Here is a 14,982-nt window from a genome sequence, read left to right as displayed (position 1 = left end):
AAGCCCGCCAGAACAGAATGCTTTCGTTCCCAGAAACGGGTCACCGGGCCGCGTCCCGCCAGAAAGGCCAACACTCGGTCGGCCGTCACCTCCGGCAGAGGTCTGTCGCCGACGAAGCGACAGAACGACTTGAGCGTGCGCACCTCCGTGCGGAAGCGCATTCCGATTGCTTGCCGGTGATCGACAAAGCTGGCGATAATTTCTGAAAGGATCATGCCAGTCCTCCCAGATCGAACGCCCCGACCTCGCGCAGTCCGGCAAGGTCGACCCTGGCGTAGGTGCGGGTCGCAAAGGCGCTGCGATGGCCGAGATGGTCCCCGATTTCCTTCAGGCTCAGACCTTGCGCAACAAGGTGGGTGGCGCAGGCGTGGCGAAGTCCATGAGGGCCAAAATGCATCGACTGAACCCCCAGGGCGCTCAGTCGGCTTGCAACCACATGGTACACTGCGCTCGCCGACAGCGGCCGGAACGGGGCCTTGAGGGTGAGGAAGACCTCATGGCGACGGCAGCGGGGGCGCGCCAGCTGAAGGTAACTCACAACAGCGTCGCCGACGGAGGTCACCAGGGGGTAGTATTGCATCTTGCGCTGCTTGGACCGGGTCACCTTGATGACCTCTCTCGTCCAATCGATGTCTTCGAGACAAAGACCGCGGACTTCGCCGCTTCGCAGTCCGTAGATCGCGAGCAGCTTTAGAATCGCGTGGTCACGGACGTCACGCGCGGTCCTGTCCCTCGTGCTCTCAAGGAGCCGCTGGACATCGGGCCATGCCGGGCCCATCGGCAAAGCTTCTTCCCTGAACAGTCGCGGCGCGTCGATCGCTGCGGCGATTCCGGGGCAACACCATTGTCGACGCTGAGCATGGCGGAAGAACGCGCGCAGGGCGTGCGCGCTCGTCGCTACCGACACCCGAGACCACCCGCCACGACCCTTCACGTCGAGGAAAGCGTCTACGTCTGCAACGGTGATGTCGGCGATCGACGATTTTTCGACGCCTAAATGTTCGAGGAAAGTCTCTACCTGCCAGCGCTGGTTGGCTAGGGTGCTCGCCGACAAGCCACGCTCATCATGTTGATAGGCGATGAAGTCGTCGACCTTTTCACAATGGGCCTTCGGTTCGTTGGGAGCCGGTTCGTCAAGCTGGCCAAGAAAGCAAAGCCACGCTGCGGCGACGTCATGGAACAAACGCCGTGACCACTTCTCACCGCAGGCTCTGTTTCGCGCGTGCTGGTATCGGGCCCAAGATTGAGCGGCCGCGTCGATCTCGGCCTGCCTGACGCACCTGCCGCCGGACAGGTCCAGCCGCTCCGCAATGACCAGCAGTTCGCGGGCCGTGCGCAGCAAAGTCTCACGAGCCGCACGCTGATCGGCGAGATGCTTGAGATAGCGCAGCCGCTTCGAGGCCTCGGGCCCGTCATGGTGACGCGCTACGACCTTCGGGTAGGCGAATAAGTCCTCGAACATGCCTCGGATCTCCAGTGAGGTGGGAAATCCGATCACCTATATCCAGTTTGTTATGTGGCGCTCGGCATCCTCACCGGCCTGCCGCTTCTGGCCCGCGGCGGCCGACGCCACATCTCTACCGAAGCCACATTACGCATCCGGCTTTCCGACTGGTTTCATCGTGAGGCACACGGCGGCGGTCCAATGTGCACGCGTCGAAGACGCAGGACACCAAGTTTTCCGAAGACAATGTCGTCGGAGAAACGCTGTGTGCCGCGTCCCTGCACCTTGTGCCGTTTGCGCAGGAAGGTGCGAACACGGTCATAGACGTGGTTGTCGACCGCTCGATAGGCCGGCAAGCGTGTTCCATAGCCAAAGTAGCCTGACCAGCCGCGCAGAAGCCTGTTCAGCCGGGTGCAGACCACGGGCCACGGCTCTTTGTTACCGTTTACCAAGTGATCGCCAATCTTCGTTTTGATCCGTTGCACGCTCTTCTTGGATGGGCTCGCACCCAGGTACCAATGGCCGTCTTTCCGGTAGCGGTGAGGTCCGAACGTATAGCCAAGGAAGTCGAAAGGCTCCGTGCGGGCATCCTTCACCGAGGTCTTGGCCTCGTTGAGTGTCAGCCCGAGTTTCGTCATCACCGTCCGCGTCCACGCCAGCGCCTCGACCGCGTGCCCGCGGCTGAGGATGACGAAGTCATCGGCATAGGAGATGACATGCGCACGGAACGCCTCGCCGCGTCCGGTGAGCCGCCAATGTTTCAGGAACCGGTTCATGTAGATGACCGAGAGCAGCGGGCTTGCGACCCCACCTTGCGGCGTGCCGCGCGTGCTGCTCTTACCACCGCTCACGTGCCGTTTCCCGTCACCGTCCCGCTCTTCGATCGGCGCTTTCAGCCACAGCTTGATCAGCCGCAGCACGTGCCGGTCGACAATGCGTCGGGCCACCGATTTGAGGAGGTCCGAATGCGGAATCGTGTCGAAGTATTTCGACAAATCGGCGTCTACCACGTCCGTGTGGCCCCGGCAGACAAGCCGGTGCACTTCCTTGATTGCGTCGGTCCCACTGCGTCTGGGCCGATAGCCATAGGCACCATCCTCGAAGTCCGCCTCGAATATCGGTTCCAGCACCAGCTTCGCGACGGTCTGAACCACCCGGTCCCGAATGGTCGGGATGCCGAGCGGACGTTCGCCGCCCCCCGGCTTCGGGATCATCACCCGTCGCACCGGCTGCGGCCGATAGGTCTTCGAGACAAGTTCCTCGCGCAGGCCCGCCAGCCACCTCTCCGCGCCTTCCGCCTCGATCTTCGCGAAGGTCACATTGTCCACGCCCGGCGAACCCGCATTGGCGCGGGCCAGCGCATAGGCATGGCGCAGCATGTCCTCACGGCAGATCTTGTCGTAGAGCACGTAGAAGCGGAAAGCGGGCTCCGCCTTCGCCTTACGGTACAGCTTCCTCTGAAGGTTCCTGATCTTTTCGGGTGTTTCGAGGCTCATCGCCAATCACCCCCTCCTCACCAACGTCAAAAGCACACCAGAAGTCAGGGCCCTTCCCTCCACCGGCATTACCCGGCTTCAGCGGTATTATGACCCTGTCCGACTCCCACCGGCACCGCCGCCCTGACGGCTGCGTTGAGGCCGCTACCCTCATGCCGAGCGGGTCTCCCCCTACCCGTATCACCCTTCCGACGTGCCGTGCCCATTACCCCGGCGGATCGAACGGGTGCACATGTCGATTGCTTCCCCGTTCGCGCGGCCTTCCCCGAAATTCAGGCGGGTCGGCATCCACATCATCACTTTCGAGGCCTGCTCAGGCTTCACTCACGTTACGGCCCATCGGATTGCTCAACCGCCCAAGGCGGCCTTTGTCACGAGGCTTCGACCCGGCCAGTTACCCGACCGAGCCGCTCGTCAGCTACCAGACCAATCGACTACTATCTGGGTGGAACCTTCCTCCACTGGTGATACGCGCCATCGGGGCGCACTGAATAGGACGGGTTAGTGGAACAGACCCGCAGCCTAAACCCACAACGCCAATCAGCAGACTCGGCCTCACCGAGGACAGCCTGTTGAGGCGCCACATCTAGGCTAAGCCTGCGGCGAAGAGTGCTCTCGCGACGGGCTCGAAATGTTGCCTGGGAACGGCGTTGCCCAGTTTCGTCGCGCTGATGAGCCGATGCGCTAGGACATGATCATCGACAATAGTGAGATGTAGCGCCTGCGCCTCACAGAACATGTGCGAAGCGGCCTCGCCCTCGGCGCGGCAAACTAGGACCGGCACCCCGGTCTCACCACGAATGTAGCGAAGACCGACCAGTATCGCCTTTCCTCTGAAGATCAACGTGGCGCGATTCAACCCAAGCGGAGGCTCGCCAGCCGTCTCGTCGCGGATGCGACGCCGTTCACTCTTCAACTCTGGCGTCCCCTGCTGTTCCTTCAACTCGCGCGTCACTTCGGTCTTAGTCATGCGCATTTCGCGCAGAAACAACGAACGCTGCAACAGGAGATCGATCAGCCCGCCCACCAGAAGTGCACCGGCGCCAATCCCCATCAGCAGTTTCGCCTCCGTAAAGACCAAGCCGAGACAGCCCATGCCGCAGACTGGCAGATAGATCACCGTCTTCCACATGCCGAAAAGCAAGATAAGAAAGGTGGTGCTGAGGACCACTACCTTAAACAGTGTCTTCCCAAGCTCGACTGCTGAACGCGCAGACACCATGCGTTTCAGCCCTTGAAAAGGGTCAATCTTCTCAAACTTGGGCTTCATAGGCTCGAGAGAGAAGACAAATCCACCATTGGCTATCAATCCCGCCAAAATTACCGCGGCGACGAGAGCTCCAAGCAGCGGGCCAACGGCCCCCAGGGTGAGTTCGATCAGCAGGACCAATGCCTGGCGGACCGCGATATCGAAAGGAAGGTTCTGCAGCTTGTCGACCAATAATAGCGCTTCCTGGCATTTGTCTTCGATCACGCTCCCTCTCAGCCAAAGGTAGCCGAACCCAGCGCAAGTGCCGGCCGCGCGGACGAAATCGGCGCTGCGCGGTATCTGCCCGTTTTTGCGCGCTTCCCTTAGCTTCGTCGGGGTGGCGGCGTGATTCTTTTCTTCACTCGTGTCGCTCATTTCAGCAACTTGCCGAACCACTCAAGCGCGCCATTCGCTTGTGCAATCTCCAGTTTCATGCCCTCGACCAGATAGGCGGTGTAGGTGACCATGATAATCGGAAAGCCGATATTCTTGAGCGTCGGGGACAGTTGGCTCGACTTGAATTGCGGCGCAAAGCGACGGAGTATCATCATTGATACATCCACCAGCAGCAGGAAGATCACTACAGGGCCGGAGACCAATAATGTCGTGCGCATAATGTGGTCGAGGAGCCCTAATAGCTCCATTGCTCCTTGCGGGCTCAATGTGGGGTGAAACCGAAAAACGGGCCAGATCAGGTAGCTGCCATAAAGAGCACTGATGACAGCCTCCATACCTCCTGATGCGACGAAGATCGTAATTGCAGTGATCCCGAGAAAAACGCCCATAGCGGAAGCCTGGCTGTTCGTCGCGGGGTCGGTCGGAGCGGACGGGCTGGTGATGCCACGTTGGTTATCGATAAACTCACCAGCCGCCTGAAGGCCCCATAGGGGGATGCCGAGCAAAGTGCCAAGTAGCACGCCGACAAAAACCTCCTTCAAACCGAGCAGAGTTACATGGATTAGAACCGTTTCAGGATCCAGCGCGTGCAGCCCGTCGCTCACCTGTGCCAAGCACGGCAGTCCGAAGGCAACAGCCAGGCAGCTGCGGATCAGCCCACCGACCTGAGATCGTGTAAATACAGGAAGTACCAGCATAATGCCTATCGCGCGGGCTGCGCCAAGACTGGCCACAACGACGAGCTCGAGAGCCGCATGGATCAGGATTTGAATCTCGCCCGATGACGCATACATGGCGGAGGCTAGTAGCTTGGTGTCATTGCGGGAAACTCAGTAAAGATCTGGTCGGCAAGCTCTATGAGCGGGGCGCTCAGCACAGGGGCAAACAGGCCAATTACCGCGACAACGACCAGAAGCTTCACCGTGAGCGGCAAGCTTTCATCCTGAATCTGCGTTGCCGCCTGGATGATGCCAATGCCCAGGCCAACAACCACCGATGCAATGAGCGGCGGCAGAATCCAGATCATGAAAACCATCAAAGATTGGCTCATAAGTGTGACAATAGTCGATTCAGTAATAGTTAACCTCCCGGTATCGTGTAACTCAACACAAGTCCGTGCATCAATCTCGACCAGCCATCAATAGCGACAAACAAAAATAGTTTGAAAGGTACAGATATAACCGTCGGGGATACCATTGACATGCCCATCGCCATCAAGATTGTCGTTACGATAAGATCGATGACGATAAAGGGCAGATAAAGGAGAAAGCCGATTTCGAATGCACGCTTGAGTTCTGAAATTAGAAAAGATGGTACGAGAATGGCAAAATCATCAGGTGTGGCTTTGGCGCGCATTTCCTCTGGCCAGACTTTTTCAGTCGAGGAAAGGAAAAATCGCCGCTGCTCTTCGTTCGTGAACTTCTTGAGATGATCGCGCAAGGGTTCACTTCCTTCTTGAGCGGCGCTTATCCAGTCATCGATCGTCTGATAACGCAGTTTCGGATCTGTGAGGCGATCATAGGTCTGTTCAATAACAGGCGCGCTCACGAACATGGTGAGGATCAATGCCGCGGCGTATAGTACCACGTTCGGTGGTATCGTCTGGGTCCCGAGCGCATTGCGGACGAGGAATAGAACAACCGATACCTTTACGAACGCCGTCGTCGTGACGACTGCTAAAACCAGCAGCCCGAGTCCGGCGGTAACCGCAAGAAGCGTCAGGACGGCCGGCTGAATCTCAGTCATTGCATGCCAATCTGCCGCAGAGTCTGATGCCCAGCTCATCTCCGATGCGCACAATGTCGCCACGCCCGATACGCCGACCATTAGCAACTATGTCGACTGGACCATCGATCGGCCGACCAAGTTCGAAAACATGCCCTTCGCCGGCACTCCTCAATTCTCCTAGAGGGATAGGCCAGCGACCGCATTCAAAGACAAGCACGATCTCGATTTCGTCGAGATCGGCTTCCGACGGCCCTAGTTGAGATTCGGGTTGTTTCATATGCGCATTCTCCAACGGGCACGATCGCGGGCGGAAAGGCGCCCGCAGGATTAGGTGGTCGCCCTCATGATCTGCCTCGGTCCATAACTGACCCACTGATAGGGTGATCTGGCCACGGCCGAACGGCGCTATATCTGGTATCAGAGCATCACCGGCACATGCTCTTCGAAGAAGCGCCGCCGGAACGCGAAGCGTGCCGATCTCTCCTGCAACTATGACCGGAAGCTCTGTGGAAAGCCCGCGCGGCTGTCGCGGCAACTGCCCAATCAGTACGCCCAAAGCGCGGAACGAAGACGGCACCAAGCCATCAAGAGGCGAGAACAGGGACAGACGACCCTTGCCACTGACGGGACCGAAGACGATATCCAGCTCGAGATAAGGTGCCGGTGTCATGGCTTCACGCACGCAAAGGAGGTGCACGCTCCGCTGTGTCCTATGCTCCAGGCGAGCTATCAGCGGCTCGAGTGCAAGTTCGAGAATGAGCGAAGCAGTTGGCTCGGAAGGGAAAGCAAGGCCACTCTGCACTGTCGAGACGAGCGCCTCTACAAGCGGTCGGGACAGCGACAAGACGACCATTTCACCTCCCACCCGCCAAATGCAGTCAAGCATCGGAATGGCATTAGGTTCCTGCTGCCACACAACTCCGCCCATCCGCAGCGATAGCGACTTGTCGCCGATCCGGCTCTGAAACGGCGTGCGGGAAGTCGCTATATCATTGAGCCACGAGGCGACCTCGTGGGACAGTGTTAGCGCTGGTTCGAGTATAGCGGGTCTGACCACAGTGGTTACCAAAGCGGCTCTAAACTGCACGAGCGCGTCATTCACAGAACCTGCGGTTATCGGATCTGGCTGCGCGACATCTGGGCGAGAGAAACCCTCCCATACCGAAGCAACATTTCATCGTCGGCCTCTATCTCGCCTGCGGCATCCGACTGAATATCGACGGCGCGCCTGACGTCATCGTCGATTTGTTGCCATTTGTGCGTTGCCGCCGAACATCTGACCCATAGCTCCCTCTTCTCAGATGCCGCTATCTCGGCCTTTTCTTGAGCAAGGCGTGCATCATCAAGCATCTGGCGTTTGAAAGCGATCTCAGCCGCAAGCCGGTCAATACAAAGGTCGTGACGGTCGAGTGCTGCGCTGGACAAGCTGTCGAGCGTCATCAGCTCTTGGTAGAGCGCTGCTTCGGCCGAAGCGCAATGTTGCTGTGCGATTGCAAGCCCCTGCGAGGCATTGTGTACGGCTAAGGTGGCCATATGGCGCTCGGTTTCCTTCCTGGACAGCTCCCTACGGGCACCACGCTCTTGCATTTCCTTCAGGAGCCGTAACCTTGAGGCCTGAACACGATTCACGCGGTCAGACGCGACATCCATGCGACCGTCTCCTCGAAATGCGACGCCTCGCCTTCGGTCTGGCACAAAAATTCCCTCAGCTCGCCAATCGACGCGACAGCCCGGTCAGTTAGGGGGTCGCCGCCTTGCTTGTATTCGCCGACATTGATCAAAAACTCGTTCTCGGCATAGCGCGACAGGAGATCGCGGAAGAAGGATGCTGCCTTGCGATGTGTCCCAGAAACGACCGCATCCATCACGCGGCTGCGACTCTGCAGCACATCGATGGCGGGGAAATGCGATCGCGCCGCGATAGCGCGTGAGAGGACGACATGGCCATCGAGAATGCCGCGCGATTCCTCGGCGATTGGATCACCTGTGCCATCACCTTCGACAAGCACAGTGTAGAAGGCCGTGATCGAGCCGCGCTCACCCATGCCGGCCCGCTCCAGCAGGCCTGGCAGCATGCCAAACACGGAAGGAGGAAAGCCCCGTCGGGTCGGCGGCTCACCAGCAGCGAGGCCTATTTCTCGCATGGCGCGGCAGAAGCGCGTCAGCGAGTCCATCATGAGAGCGACGCGTAGTCCCTGTTCGCGAAAATATTCGGCTAGCGCAGTCGCCATCGGAGCACATTGCGCCCGCTCCACCGCTGAGCGGTCGGACGTTTCAACGACAACGACCGTACGGCGCAGGCCGGCCTCCCCAAGATGCCGCTCGATGAATTCACGAACTTCACGTCCGCGTTCGCCTATGAGGGCGACTATGACAACGTCAGCGGCGGCACCTTTTACGATCTGCGACAATAACGTCGACTTGCCACAACCAGGCTCGCCATAGATCCCGATTCGCTGGCCCTCGCCGCATGTCAGGAGACCATCCAGGGCACGGACTCCGAGCGGGAATGGCCGCTCAACAATGCGCCTTGTCATCGGATTGGGTGCCCTGCCGCGCAGCGGACGAGTTTCGGCCGTTTTAACTTCGCCTTTGCCGTCAAGTGGACGGCAACGGCTGTCAATCACGCGGCCGAGCAAATCGGGGCCGACTGGCACTTCTCGCATTCGTCCGGTGGCCACGACTTCTGTTCGGCTGGACAGGCCGACCAAGTCGCCGATCGGCGTAAGCAACACCCCATCATCCAACAGGCCGATCACCTCGGCTTCCAGCGACAGTCCGGTTCGCGGATCCTGTAGGAGACAAAGTTCCCCAATACGAGTGTCCGGCAAGACAGCATGGACCAGTGTACCGATAGCCCGCGTGATCCGTCCGCGCACCACACGCGTGTCGATTTGCTTTGCTGCAGACCTCAAAGACGAGATCGCCGGATCGGGAGCCCGGATGCCAGCGAAATTACTATGCTCTGGTACCGGTGTGGTCACGGTTCGCCTTCCTCAGACAGCAACCCGAAGCCGAGACGCAGCGCGCGCATCTGTGCGTCAAGTCCCAGATCGACATTGCCATACTCGCTCCACAGCACGCACTGTTGAAGCGACAACGTCGGATCCGGATCGATCCGAACCCTCGGCCGACCCTCCCTTCCGTCGCATCCAGCAAACTCGCGCGCGAGCATATCGACTTGCATGGGGCATACATGAAGGCAAACTTCCGCGCCGCTATATTTGCGCTCAATGGCGTGACGAACAGCCCTCACCAACAGCTCACCCGGGTCGAAAGCGCCCAGAATATCGCTTAGGACCTCCATCACGAGCTGTGGCAGTTCCCGCTCCAGAACCGCCTTTCGTTGCGCCACTTCGGAGACTGTCCCCGCAATCAGCCGTGCCAATTCCTCCGCGCCTGCATTCAAACCCTCGATTTGGCCGCGCGCCCGCTCACGCTGATAAGCGGCGCGTGCCCAACTGCGAACCCGCTGCTGATGCCGTTCTGCCGCAGCGCGCGCCTCTGCGGCGCACTGCCAGATTTCGAGCTCACTTGCCGGTATCAGTGGCCCAACTGGGCGCATTTGCGGTGCGACGGGCGCCGCGGAAACATCGGCTGTCATAGCGCCGGGATCTCCGTCTCAAAATGGGCTAGCACGAGCGAAAACAACTGGCCTGAGGCATTGCCGTGCTCGGGCGCTGGATTCTCGGCGGCTGTCCCGAGGGGCAACCGTAGAAGCACGCGGTTACGCGCAAGCACTGGACTCTGATCGAGCCAAGCACCAAGGCAGGCATGTCCATCGTGTTCAATTTGGAGCGCGAGTTTTTTCGGATCAGCGATCAAACTGCCTGTGATCGCATACGCCAGATGTCGGATGCCAAAAGCGTGCGCATCAGCGCCGATATGTTCAACTAGCAGCGTGAGGTGACGTTGTGAAACAAGCTTCAGCAGCGAACGAGCATGCCAAACACTGCCCGCAAAGAGGGCAGCCCGACGCGGGTCATGCCCCTGCAGAAGATCCTGCCCCCAGCCGCATCCGTTCGAATCCGTGTCATTGTCAAGCAGCAATTCTGCCAATTTTGGCTGCAGCCTGGCACAGGTCTGCAACTGCACCACTGTCGCAGCCGATAACGTCGGATCTAGACAGGCGGCAAGACGAGTCGGATGGGCCGAAGCAGCAAGCTTGCTCCAGTACACGGAACGTAATTGCGACGAATGATCGCGATCGCTAGTCTGCATCGAAATGGGCATTGAGAATATCCCCTATGCCGCACGGCCAATGATTTTTTTTCGAATGGCCTCGACAGCGGAAACACCCGAGCGGCCCCCGATCTTGGATAATTCGCCCGATGATTGTCTGCGCCGATGCCGAAGAACACTTGCTAAGAGATAGCACGCCACAGCGAACACAGCTGCGGCAACACCCATCACGATCGCCAGAAGTGGCGCAGGAAAGGATTTAGACGCTTGGGCCAACGCAGTCGCCGGTACGGAGGGTTGCTCATGTACGGACCGTTCCACTGGCACCAAAACCACTTCGACCTTGTCGTAGGACAAGCCTTCGATGCTGTCGGCGACGAGCATCTTTATTTTCGGCAGCAGAACGGAAAGATTTGCTTTGGCGTCGTGCCGGATAAAGACCGAGGCCGAGGATGGCGTGCCGCCCGCTCGTAACAGGTCGTTATTCGGCAGAACGACATGAACACGTACTGAGAAGACGCCATCAATATCGCTGATCGTGCGCGACAACTCTTCGCTCAGAGCATAAACGTAACGGGCGCGCTCCTCGGTCGGCGAGGCAATCAGTCCTGATCCTTCGAATATCTCGCCGATGTTCTTGAAAGACTGGCGCGGCAGCCCCTTGGCATTCAAGAGGTTGATTGAGAAGGCAAGCCGCTTTTCGTCAACCTGGATCGTGCTGGTCCCGTCCTTAGCGGCAACCCGGACCGCGTCAACTCCGTTGTCTATCAGAAGCGCCAGCATCTCATTCGCCTCGCGCTCCTGCAATTGCGTGTAGAGATCGACCTTGCAACCACTCAAGGCGAAGAGAAGTGGCAGCACGACAAAATGAAGCGATCGCCGACCAGACGGGCGACTACGCATGATTTCGCCATGGGCTAAGCCAATCATTCGCGCTGTTCATCCTTCTTTTATTAGTTTGTTCACCGATGAGGTGATGCCGCTGACACCTTTGGAAACAAGGGCAACCTGGGTGACGCCGTTGTAGAGATCCCGCAGACCAGCAACCATCGCTTCGAAGTCACCCCCTGCTCGCGGAACGTCCGACGTCCCCGTTGCCCCACCTTCGACCGGAAGCCTCTCAGCCGCACCCGGTAGAGCGCCCTTCGGAAGGGCTACCTGATGGTCGGGCGCGGCAGAAGTAACTGCATTGTCCCCGTGCATCGAAGAAATCGCCTGCAGCACGCGGTGTCCCAGTGGACTTGTCTGCGCAGTCGCGCGTTGAACATCCAAGGGCGGAGGAACAGGCGCCGCCGCAGCGGCATCGTTTTTCATCGAGGCAGCCGCCTGGGCTAGAGCGTGGTCAAACTGGGCCTGCTCGCCGAATGACGGTGAGCCAACCCTGGAGAGACTGTCAGTAACACTGGCAGGGATCGACGTGACAGGCATCATCATACAAGGACTCGATTGCTTCTCTTTAACGTGTGATGAGTCCAGCCGGTTCATCGCCCGCTGTTGAGTCAATCCCTTAGGGAGGCGAGCTGACGACAAGCTGACGGGAGCGTCGGTTGGTCACTTAAAGTCACTTTGACGACTTTGGTGACTTGTGAAAATTCCATCCTTTGGTTTATCAGGGCGAGATGCCAAGAACGTTCATACGATCCACCATCCTGCACAGCGTGAAAAGACTTCTCTGTGTCGGGTTGTTTCTCTCCGCCGGCATCCAAACAACTGTCGGCGCCCCCCTATCGCTTCCCTCGACACCCTATAGGTATACGGTTCTAGATCAGGATCTCACTGCCGCGTTGCAGGAATTCGGCAACAACCTGAACGTCAGGGTCAATATCAGCGCCGAGGTGAAGGGGCGGATTCGCGGGCGTATGCCGGATTTGCCACCGCGCGAGTTCCTGGACCGCTTGACCAACCTGTACCATCTCCAATGGTACTATGATGGGCTTGTGCTCTATGTGTCCGCTGCAAAAGAAGCGCAAACTCGGATGCTTGTGCTCACTTCGGTTCGTTTCGATGCCTTCAACGGCGCCCTCGATAGGCTTGGCATCTCCGATGACCGCTATGTAGTGAGACCCACGCCCGGAAATGGCCTCGTCCTTGTTTCCGGTCCACCGCGCTTCATCGCGCTCGTGGAGCAGACGTTCAACGGCCTTGTGGCCGAGGCGCAGGCGCAGCCTCACGTCGCTGAGACGCCGCCAAGGGAATCGGTACTGATATTGTTTCGGGGTTCCTCCACCACGGTCGTCCGTAACGGACAACCGGAAGTCTCTTATTCTTCTGACGTGCCGCAACCGGATAGCGTTGCAGGGAAGCCTGAGCTGAGCCAGAGATGATCTAAGGAGACGCCGCAGCTTCTGGAGAAATCATCACGTCGGCCGCTCCTGATTGTGAATTCTTCTGAAATTCGTCAGTTTCTCGAAAGCTAAGCCGCTCATGATGGGAATCGGAAGCCCCATGTCGCTGGCTTTTGGCTGGAATTGACCTTGGGGCTAACAACGAGCGGAGCAATTAAAGGCACTGCTAGGGGCCATTTTGGCGACCGGCCAACGCTCGGAACGTTCGTGAAACATTGGCTTACATGAGGCCTTTGTTGGGATTTCAACGTCACGTCTGAGGATGCACAATGTCGGCCAGCAACCTTTCATCATCCATCACCTCGAATCTCCCACAGCCCGTACAGGCATGGTCGGGCCTGAAGCCTTCTGCCGCGGTATTGCAGACTCAGCAAAGCGCATCGTCCTTCGAGGCAATGCTGTCCACCTACTTGCTCGGAGACATGACCAATCCTGGCGCGCTCCGGGGTCCGCTGGCGCCGGATGTCGAATCGACGTTGGAAGATTTGCGGCAGCACCCATTGGACCTGCTGCCGTCGCATATGAAGGCGGCAATCGAATCGATGGATCAGGCCCCGCAGCCTCCTGCGATCGCCTCCGATTTCATATCGCCGGCTCCCGTGCCAAGCTCGAGAATTACGTGGAACGGCGGCTCGCTAACCAAGGCCGAGTTGCAGATCGTGGCAGTGCTGAACCGTCACAAGGACCAATGCCCACTCAGTTGGGAGTCGCTTGGCGATAAAGCCAATGATCCCTCTACGCCGCCGGATCTGAAAGCGGCGATCGAAGGACTGCAGCAGGATCCCGAACTCTTTTACGCGATCGGATCGCAGGGCGATGGTCGCTGTGGAGGCAAGATCACGGCGAAGGATTTGTCTGGATTTTCCCACCATCACTCACAAGTTGCCGAATTTCAGGACCAGCAGGCGCAAAGCTACCAGCAGAACTACATTCCATCCGACAGCGCCGGAAATGCTCAGCCTTCGGTCATGACCTTGAGCGATGCATTGCGCGAGCTTTACCGGTACTCCGACGACCTGCCTAAGGATCTAAGCCTGGCTGATTTCAAGCGGATCGTCGACGGCCAAGCGAAAACCGGCAAATGTCCGCCTCAGGTCATTGCGGCTGCTCAACACTTCCTAAATCACCCGGATGTCTGGAAGCAGCTGTGCGGTGGTTCAGATACGGTCCATAAAGACGAGTTCCTCAAAGCCGCTACATCGTCAATGAGCCTCACGCAAACCGAGCTGAACACGCTCAAGATGATTAACAGCAATCAGCGCGCCTTCTTTGGGAGCGGTGACCTGACTCGTGACAAACTGGCGAGCATGGCAGACGACAAGAGCCTCGATCCAAAGGTACGCCAAACGGCCTCGCAGTTACTCTCCGATCCGCTTTTGTTCGGTTTGCTGAACAATTCAATTACGGGCTATAAGACCCACAATGAGTTCTTCGACTTCGGCGGCGGGCATACGGTCGATTCCGGTAACATCAGCAAAAAAGACTTCGCGCAATTCTACGGCAACATGTCTGTTGCGAACAGCACCGTTCAGAAAACGAAAACCCATGTGCCTGAAGCCGCTGCAGAGCAGGAGGCCGTCGCGGACATGATGATGGGTGCGGCGGACCAGCCCGATATCAAGTCTTCCAAAAAGAACGGCGGGGCCTTCATCCACACAGTCGGCGACGTGCTCAAGGTGTACTCGACAGTGGTTGATTGGACTGCGACGGCGGTTGGTCTACTCAGCTTCATTCCGGCCGTGGGCCAAGTGGCCGATCTCGCATCGATGGCGCTTGCGTGCGAGGCGCAAGCGTTAAATGTTGTCCGTACAGCTATTACCGGAGGCAATATGAAGCAGGCGCTGCTGGAAGCTGGCCTCGGTGTCGCAGCGCAGGCGGTCAGTCTTGTCGCCGGCCCCCAGGTCAAACTCGCGATTCGCAACGGGCTCATCAGGAAGGCAATGGAAGAGGCTGCGACGGCCGGCATCAATCTGCCGCTTTCAACGGCGCAAACCTATGCAGAAGAGTATTTGAACAATCTGCAGGCACGCCTGAATGCGGAACCGATCCCCGCCGCAGGTATTCCTAGCCCGATCAGCACGCCGCAATTATCTCAGAACGTCGCCTGATAAACGGATTGCGCTTCCTCGGCGCGCTCCCCCA

General features: G+C 58.5%; 15 protein-coding genes. 2 read left to right on the top strand and 13 right to left on the bottom strand.

The annotated features are described in order from the left end of the window. Window positions 1–211: 211 nt before the first annotated feature. The 13 genes from DBIPINDM_RS00830 to DBIPINDM_RS00770 form a co-directional block, all read right to left on the bottom strand. Window positions 212–1,462, bottom strand: coding sequence for a site-specific integrase (locus tag DBIPINDM_RS00830; RefSeq protein ID WP_258580653.1), 1,251 nt, complete (start codon window positions 1,460–1,462; stop codon window positions 212–214). A gap of 155 nt (window positions 1,463–1,617) precedes the next feature. Then, window positions 1,618–2,940 (bottom strand): group II intron reverse transcriptase/maturase, encoded by a 1,323-nt coding sequence (ltrA, locus tag DBIPINDM_RS00825; protein WP_258581230.1) that lies wholly within the window; start codon window positions 2,938–2,940, stop codon window positions 1,618–1,620. A gap of 586 nt (window positions 2,941–3,526) precedes the next feature. After that, window positions 3,527–4,564, bottom strand: a complete 1,038-nt coding sequence (locus DBIPINDM_RS00820; RefSeq protein WP_258581030.1) for an EscU/YscU/HrcU family type III secretion system export apparatus switch protein — start codon at window positions 4,562–4,564, stop codon at window positions 3,527–3,529. Further along, window positions 4,561–5,379: a type III secretion system export apparatus subunit SctT gene (sctT, locus tag DBIPINDM_RS00815; RefSeq protein ID WP_183465588.1), complete on the bottom strand. Its 819-nt coding sequence runs from the start codon at window positions 5,377–5,379 to the stop codon at window positions 4,561–4,563. The genes DBIPINDM_RS00820 and sctT overlap by 4 nt, the downstream gene beginning before the upstream one ends. 8 nt (window positions 5,380–5,387) lie before the next feature. Further along, window positions 5,388–5,636 carry an EscS/YscS/HrcS family type III secretion system export apparatus protein gene (locus DBIPINDM_RS00810; protein WP_183465589.1) on the bottom strand — a complete coding sequence of 83 codons (249 nt, stop codon included), beginning with the start codon at window positions 5,634–5,636 and terminating at the stop codon, window positions 5,388–5,390. 29 nt (window positions 5,637–5,665) lie between these two features. Beyond that, window positions 5,666–6,331 carry a type III secretion system export apparatus subunit SctR gene (gene sctR, locus DBIPINDM_RS00805; RefSeq protein ID WP_258581029.1) on the bottom strand — a complete coding sequence of 222 codons (666 nt, stop codon included), beginning with the start codon at window positions 6,329–6,331 and terminating at the stop codon, window positions 5,666–5,668. After that, window positions 6,324–7,166, bottom strand: coding sequence for a type III secretion system cytoplasmic ring protein SctQ (sctQ, locus tag DBIPINDM_RS00800; RefSeq protein ID WP_258581028.1), 843 nt, complete (start codon window positions 7,164–7,166; stop codon window positions 6,324–6,326). The genes sctR and sctQ overlap by 8 nt, the downstream gene beginning before the upstream one ends. Window positions 7,167–7,426: 260 nt before the next feature. Continuing rightward, window positions 7,427–7,963, bottom strand: coding sequence for a hypothetical protein (locus DBIPINDM_RS00795; protein WP_258581027.1), 537 nt, complete (start codon window positions 7,961–7,963; stop codon window positions 7,427–7,429). Continuing rightward, window positions 7,939–9,297 (bottom strand): type III secretion system ATPase SctN, encoded by a 1,359-nt coding sequence (sctN, locus tag DBIPINDM_RS00790; RefSeq protein ID WP_318036880.1) that lies wholly within the window; start codon window positions 9,295–9,297, stop codon window positions 7,939–7,941. The genes DBIPINDM_RS00795 and sctN overlap by 25 nt, the downstream gene beginning before the upstream one ends. Beyond that, on the bottom strand, window positions 9,294–9,917 hold the full coding sequence (sctL, locus tag DBIPINDM_RS00785; protein WP_258581026.1) for a type III secretion system stator protein SctL: 624 nt from the start codon (window positions 9,915–9,917) through the stop codon (window positions 9,294–9,296). Before sctL ends, sctN begins: the two co-directional genes overlap by 4 nt. Next, the gene (locus DBIPINDM_RS00780; protein ID WP_258581025.1) at window positions 9,914–10,546 is read right to left on the bottom strand and encodes a nodulation protein NolU; all 633 of its coding nucleotides are present in this window, start codon (window positions 10,544–10,546) and stop codon (window positions 9,914–9,916) included. The genes sctL and DBIPINDM_RS00780 overlap by 4 nt, the downstream gene beginning before the upstream one ends. Before the next feature lie 12 nt (window positions 10,547–10,558). Beyond that, window positions 10,559–11,425 (bottom strand): type III secretion system inner membrane ring lipoprotein SctJ, encoded by an 867-nt coding sequence (gene sctJ, locus DBIPINDM_RS00775; RefSeq protein WP_258581024.1) that lies wholly within the window; start codon window positions 11,423–11,425, stop codon window positions 10,559–10,561. 9 nt (window positions 11,426–11,434) lie between these two features. Then, complete coding sequence (locus DBIPINDM_RS00770; RefSeq protein WP_258581023.1) at window positions 11,435–11,929, bottom strand: nodulation protein NolB; 495 nt, start codon at window positions 11,927–11,929, stop codon at window positions 11,435–11,437. Between the two features lie 185 nt (window positions 11,930–12,114). Here DBIPINDM_RS00770 and DBIPINDM_RS00765 point away from each other — a divergent pair, with 185 nt between their 5' ends. Both DBIPINDM_RS00765 and DBIPINDM_RS00760 read left to right on the top strand, forming a co-directional pair. After that, window positions 12,115–12,819 (top strand): secretin N-terminal domain-containing protein, encoded by a 705-nt coding sequence (locus DBIPINDM_RS00765; protein WP_258581022.1) that lies wholly within the window; start codon window positions 12,115–12,117, stop codon window positions 12,817–12,819. A gap of 290 nt (window positions 12,820–13,109) precedes the next feature. Beyond that, window positions 13,110–14,948, top strand: coding sequence for an HrpF/NolX family T3SS translocon protein (locus tag DBIPINDM_RS00760; RefSeq protein WP_258581021.1), 1,839 nt, complete (start codon window positions 13,110–13,112; stop codon window positions 14,946–14,948). The last annotated feature ends 34 nt before the right edge of the window (window positions 14,949–14,982 follow it).

The organism is Mesorhizobium sp. AR02, from assembly GCF_024746835.1.
Lineage (GTDB): Bacteria > Pseudomonadota > Alphaproteobacteria > Rhizobiales > Rhizobiaceae > Mesorhizobium.
The sequence above is the reverse complement of the archived record's forward strand: the minus strand, read 5'-3'. Positions and strand labels throughout refer to the sequence as shown.

What these genes read in the sequence shown, in the direction of transcription:
- DBIPINDM_RS00830 (WP_258580653.1), bottom strand. Translation starts at nt 1,462, where the DNA reads ATGTTCGAGGACTTATTCGCCTACCCGAAGGTCGTAGCGCGTCACCAT.
- DBIPINDM_RS00820 (WP_258581030.1), bottom strand. Translation starts at nt 4,564, where the DNA reads ATGAGCGACACGAGTGAAGAAAAGAATCACGCCGCCACCCCGACGAAG.
- sctL (WP_258581026.1), bottom strand. Translation starts at nt 9,917, where the DNA reads ATGACAGCCGATGTTTCCGCGGCGCCCGTCGCACCGCAAATGCGCCCA.
- DBIPINDM_RS00780 (WP_258581025.1), bottom strand. Translation starts at nt 10,546, where the DNA reads ATGCCCATTTCGATGCAGACTAGCGATCGCGATCATTCGTCGCAATTA.
- DBIPINDM_RS00770 (WP_258581023.1), bottom strand. Translation starts at nt 11,929, where the DNA reads ATGATGATGCCTGTCACGTCGATCCCTGCCAGTGTTACTGACAGTCTC.
- ltrA (WP_258581230.1), bottom strand. Translation starts at nt 2,940, where the DNA reads ATGAGCCTCGAAACACCCGAAAAGATCAGGAACCTTCAGAGGAAGCTG.
- DBIPINDM_RS00760 (WP_258581021.1), top strand. Translation starts at nt 13,110, where the DNA reads ATGTCGGCCAGCAACCTTTCATCATCCATCACCTCGAATCTCCCACAG.
- sctQ (WP_258581028.1), bottom strand. Translation starts at nt 7,166, where the DNA reads ATGGTCGTCTTGTCGCTGTCCCGACCGCTTGTAGAGGCGCTCGTCTCG.
- sctJ (WP_258581024.1), bottom strand. Translation starts at nt 11,425, where the DNA reads ATGATTGGCTTAGCCCATGGCGAAATCATGCGTAGTCGCCCGTCTGGT.
- DBIPINDM_RS00795 (WP_258581027.1), bottom strand. Translation starts at nt 7,963, where the DNA reads ATGGATGTCGCGTCTGACCGCGTGAATCGTGTTCAGGCCTCAAGGTTA.
- sctR (WP_258581029.1), bottom strand. Translation starts at nt 6,331, where the DNA reads ATGACTGAGATTCAGCCGGCCGTCCTGACGCTTCTTGCGGTTACCGCC.
- sctT (WP_183465588.1), bottom strand. Translation starts at nt 5,379, where the DNA reads ATGTATGCGTCATCGGGCGAGATTCAAATCCTGATCCATGCGGCTCTC.
- DBIPINDM_RS00810 (WP_183465589.1), bottom strand. Translation starts at nt 5,636, where the DNA reads ATGAGCCAATCTTTGATGGTTTTCATGATCTGGATTCTGCCGCCGCTC.
- DBIPINDM_RS00765 (WP_258581022.1), top strand. Translation starts at nt 12,115, where the DNA reads ATGCCAAGAACGTTCATACGATCCACCATCCTGCACAGCGTGAAAAGA.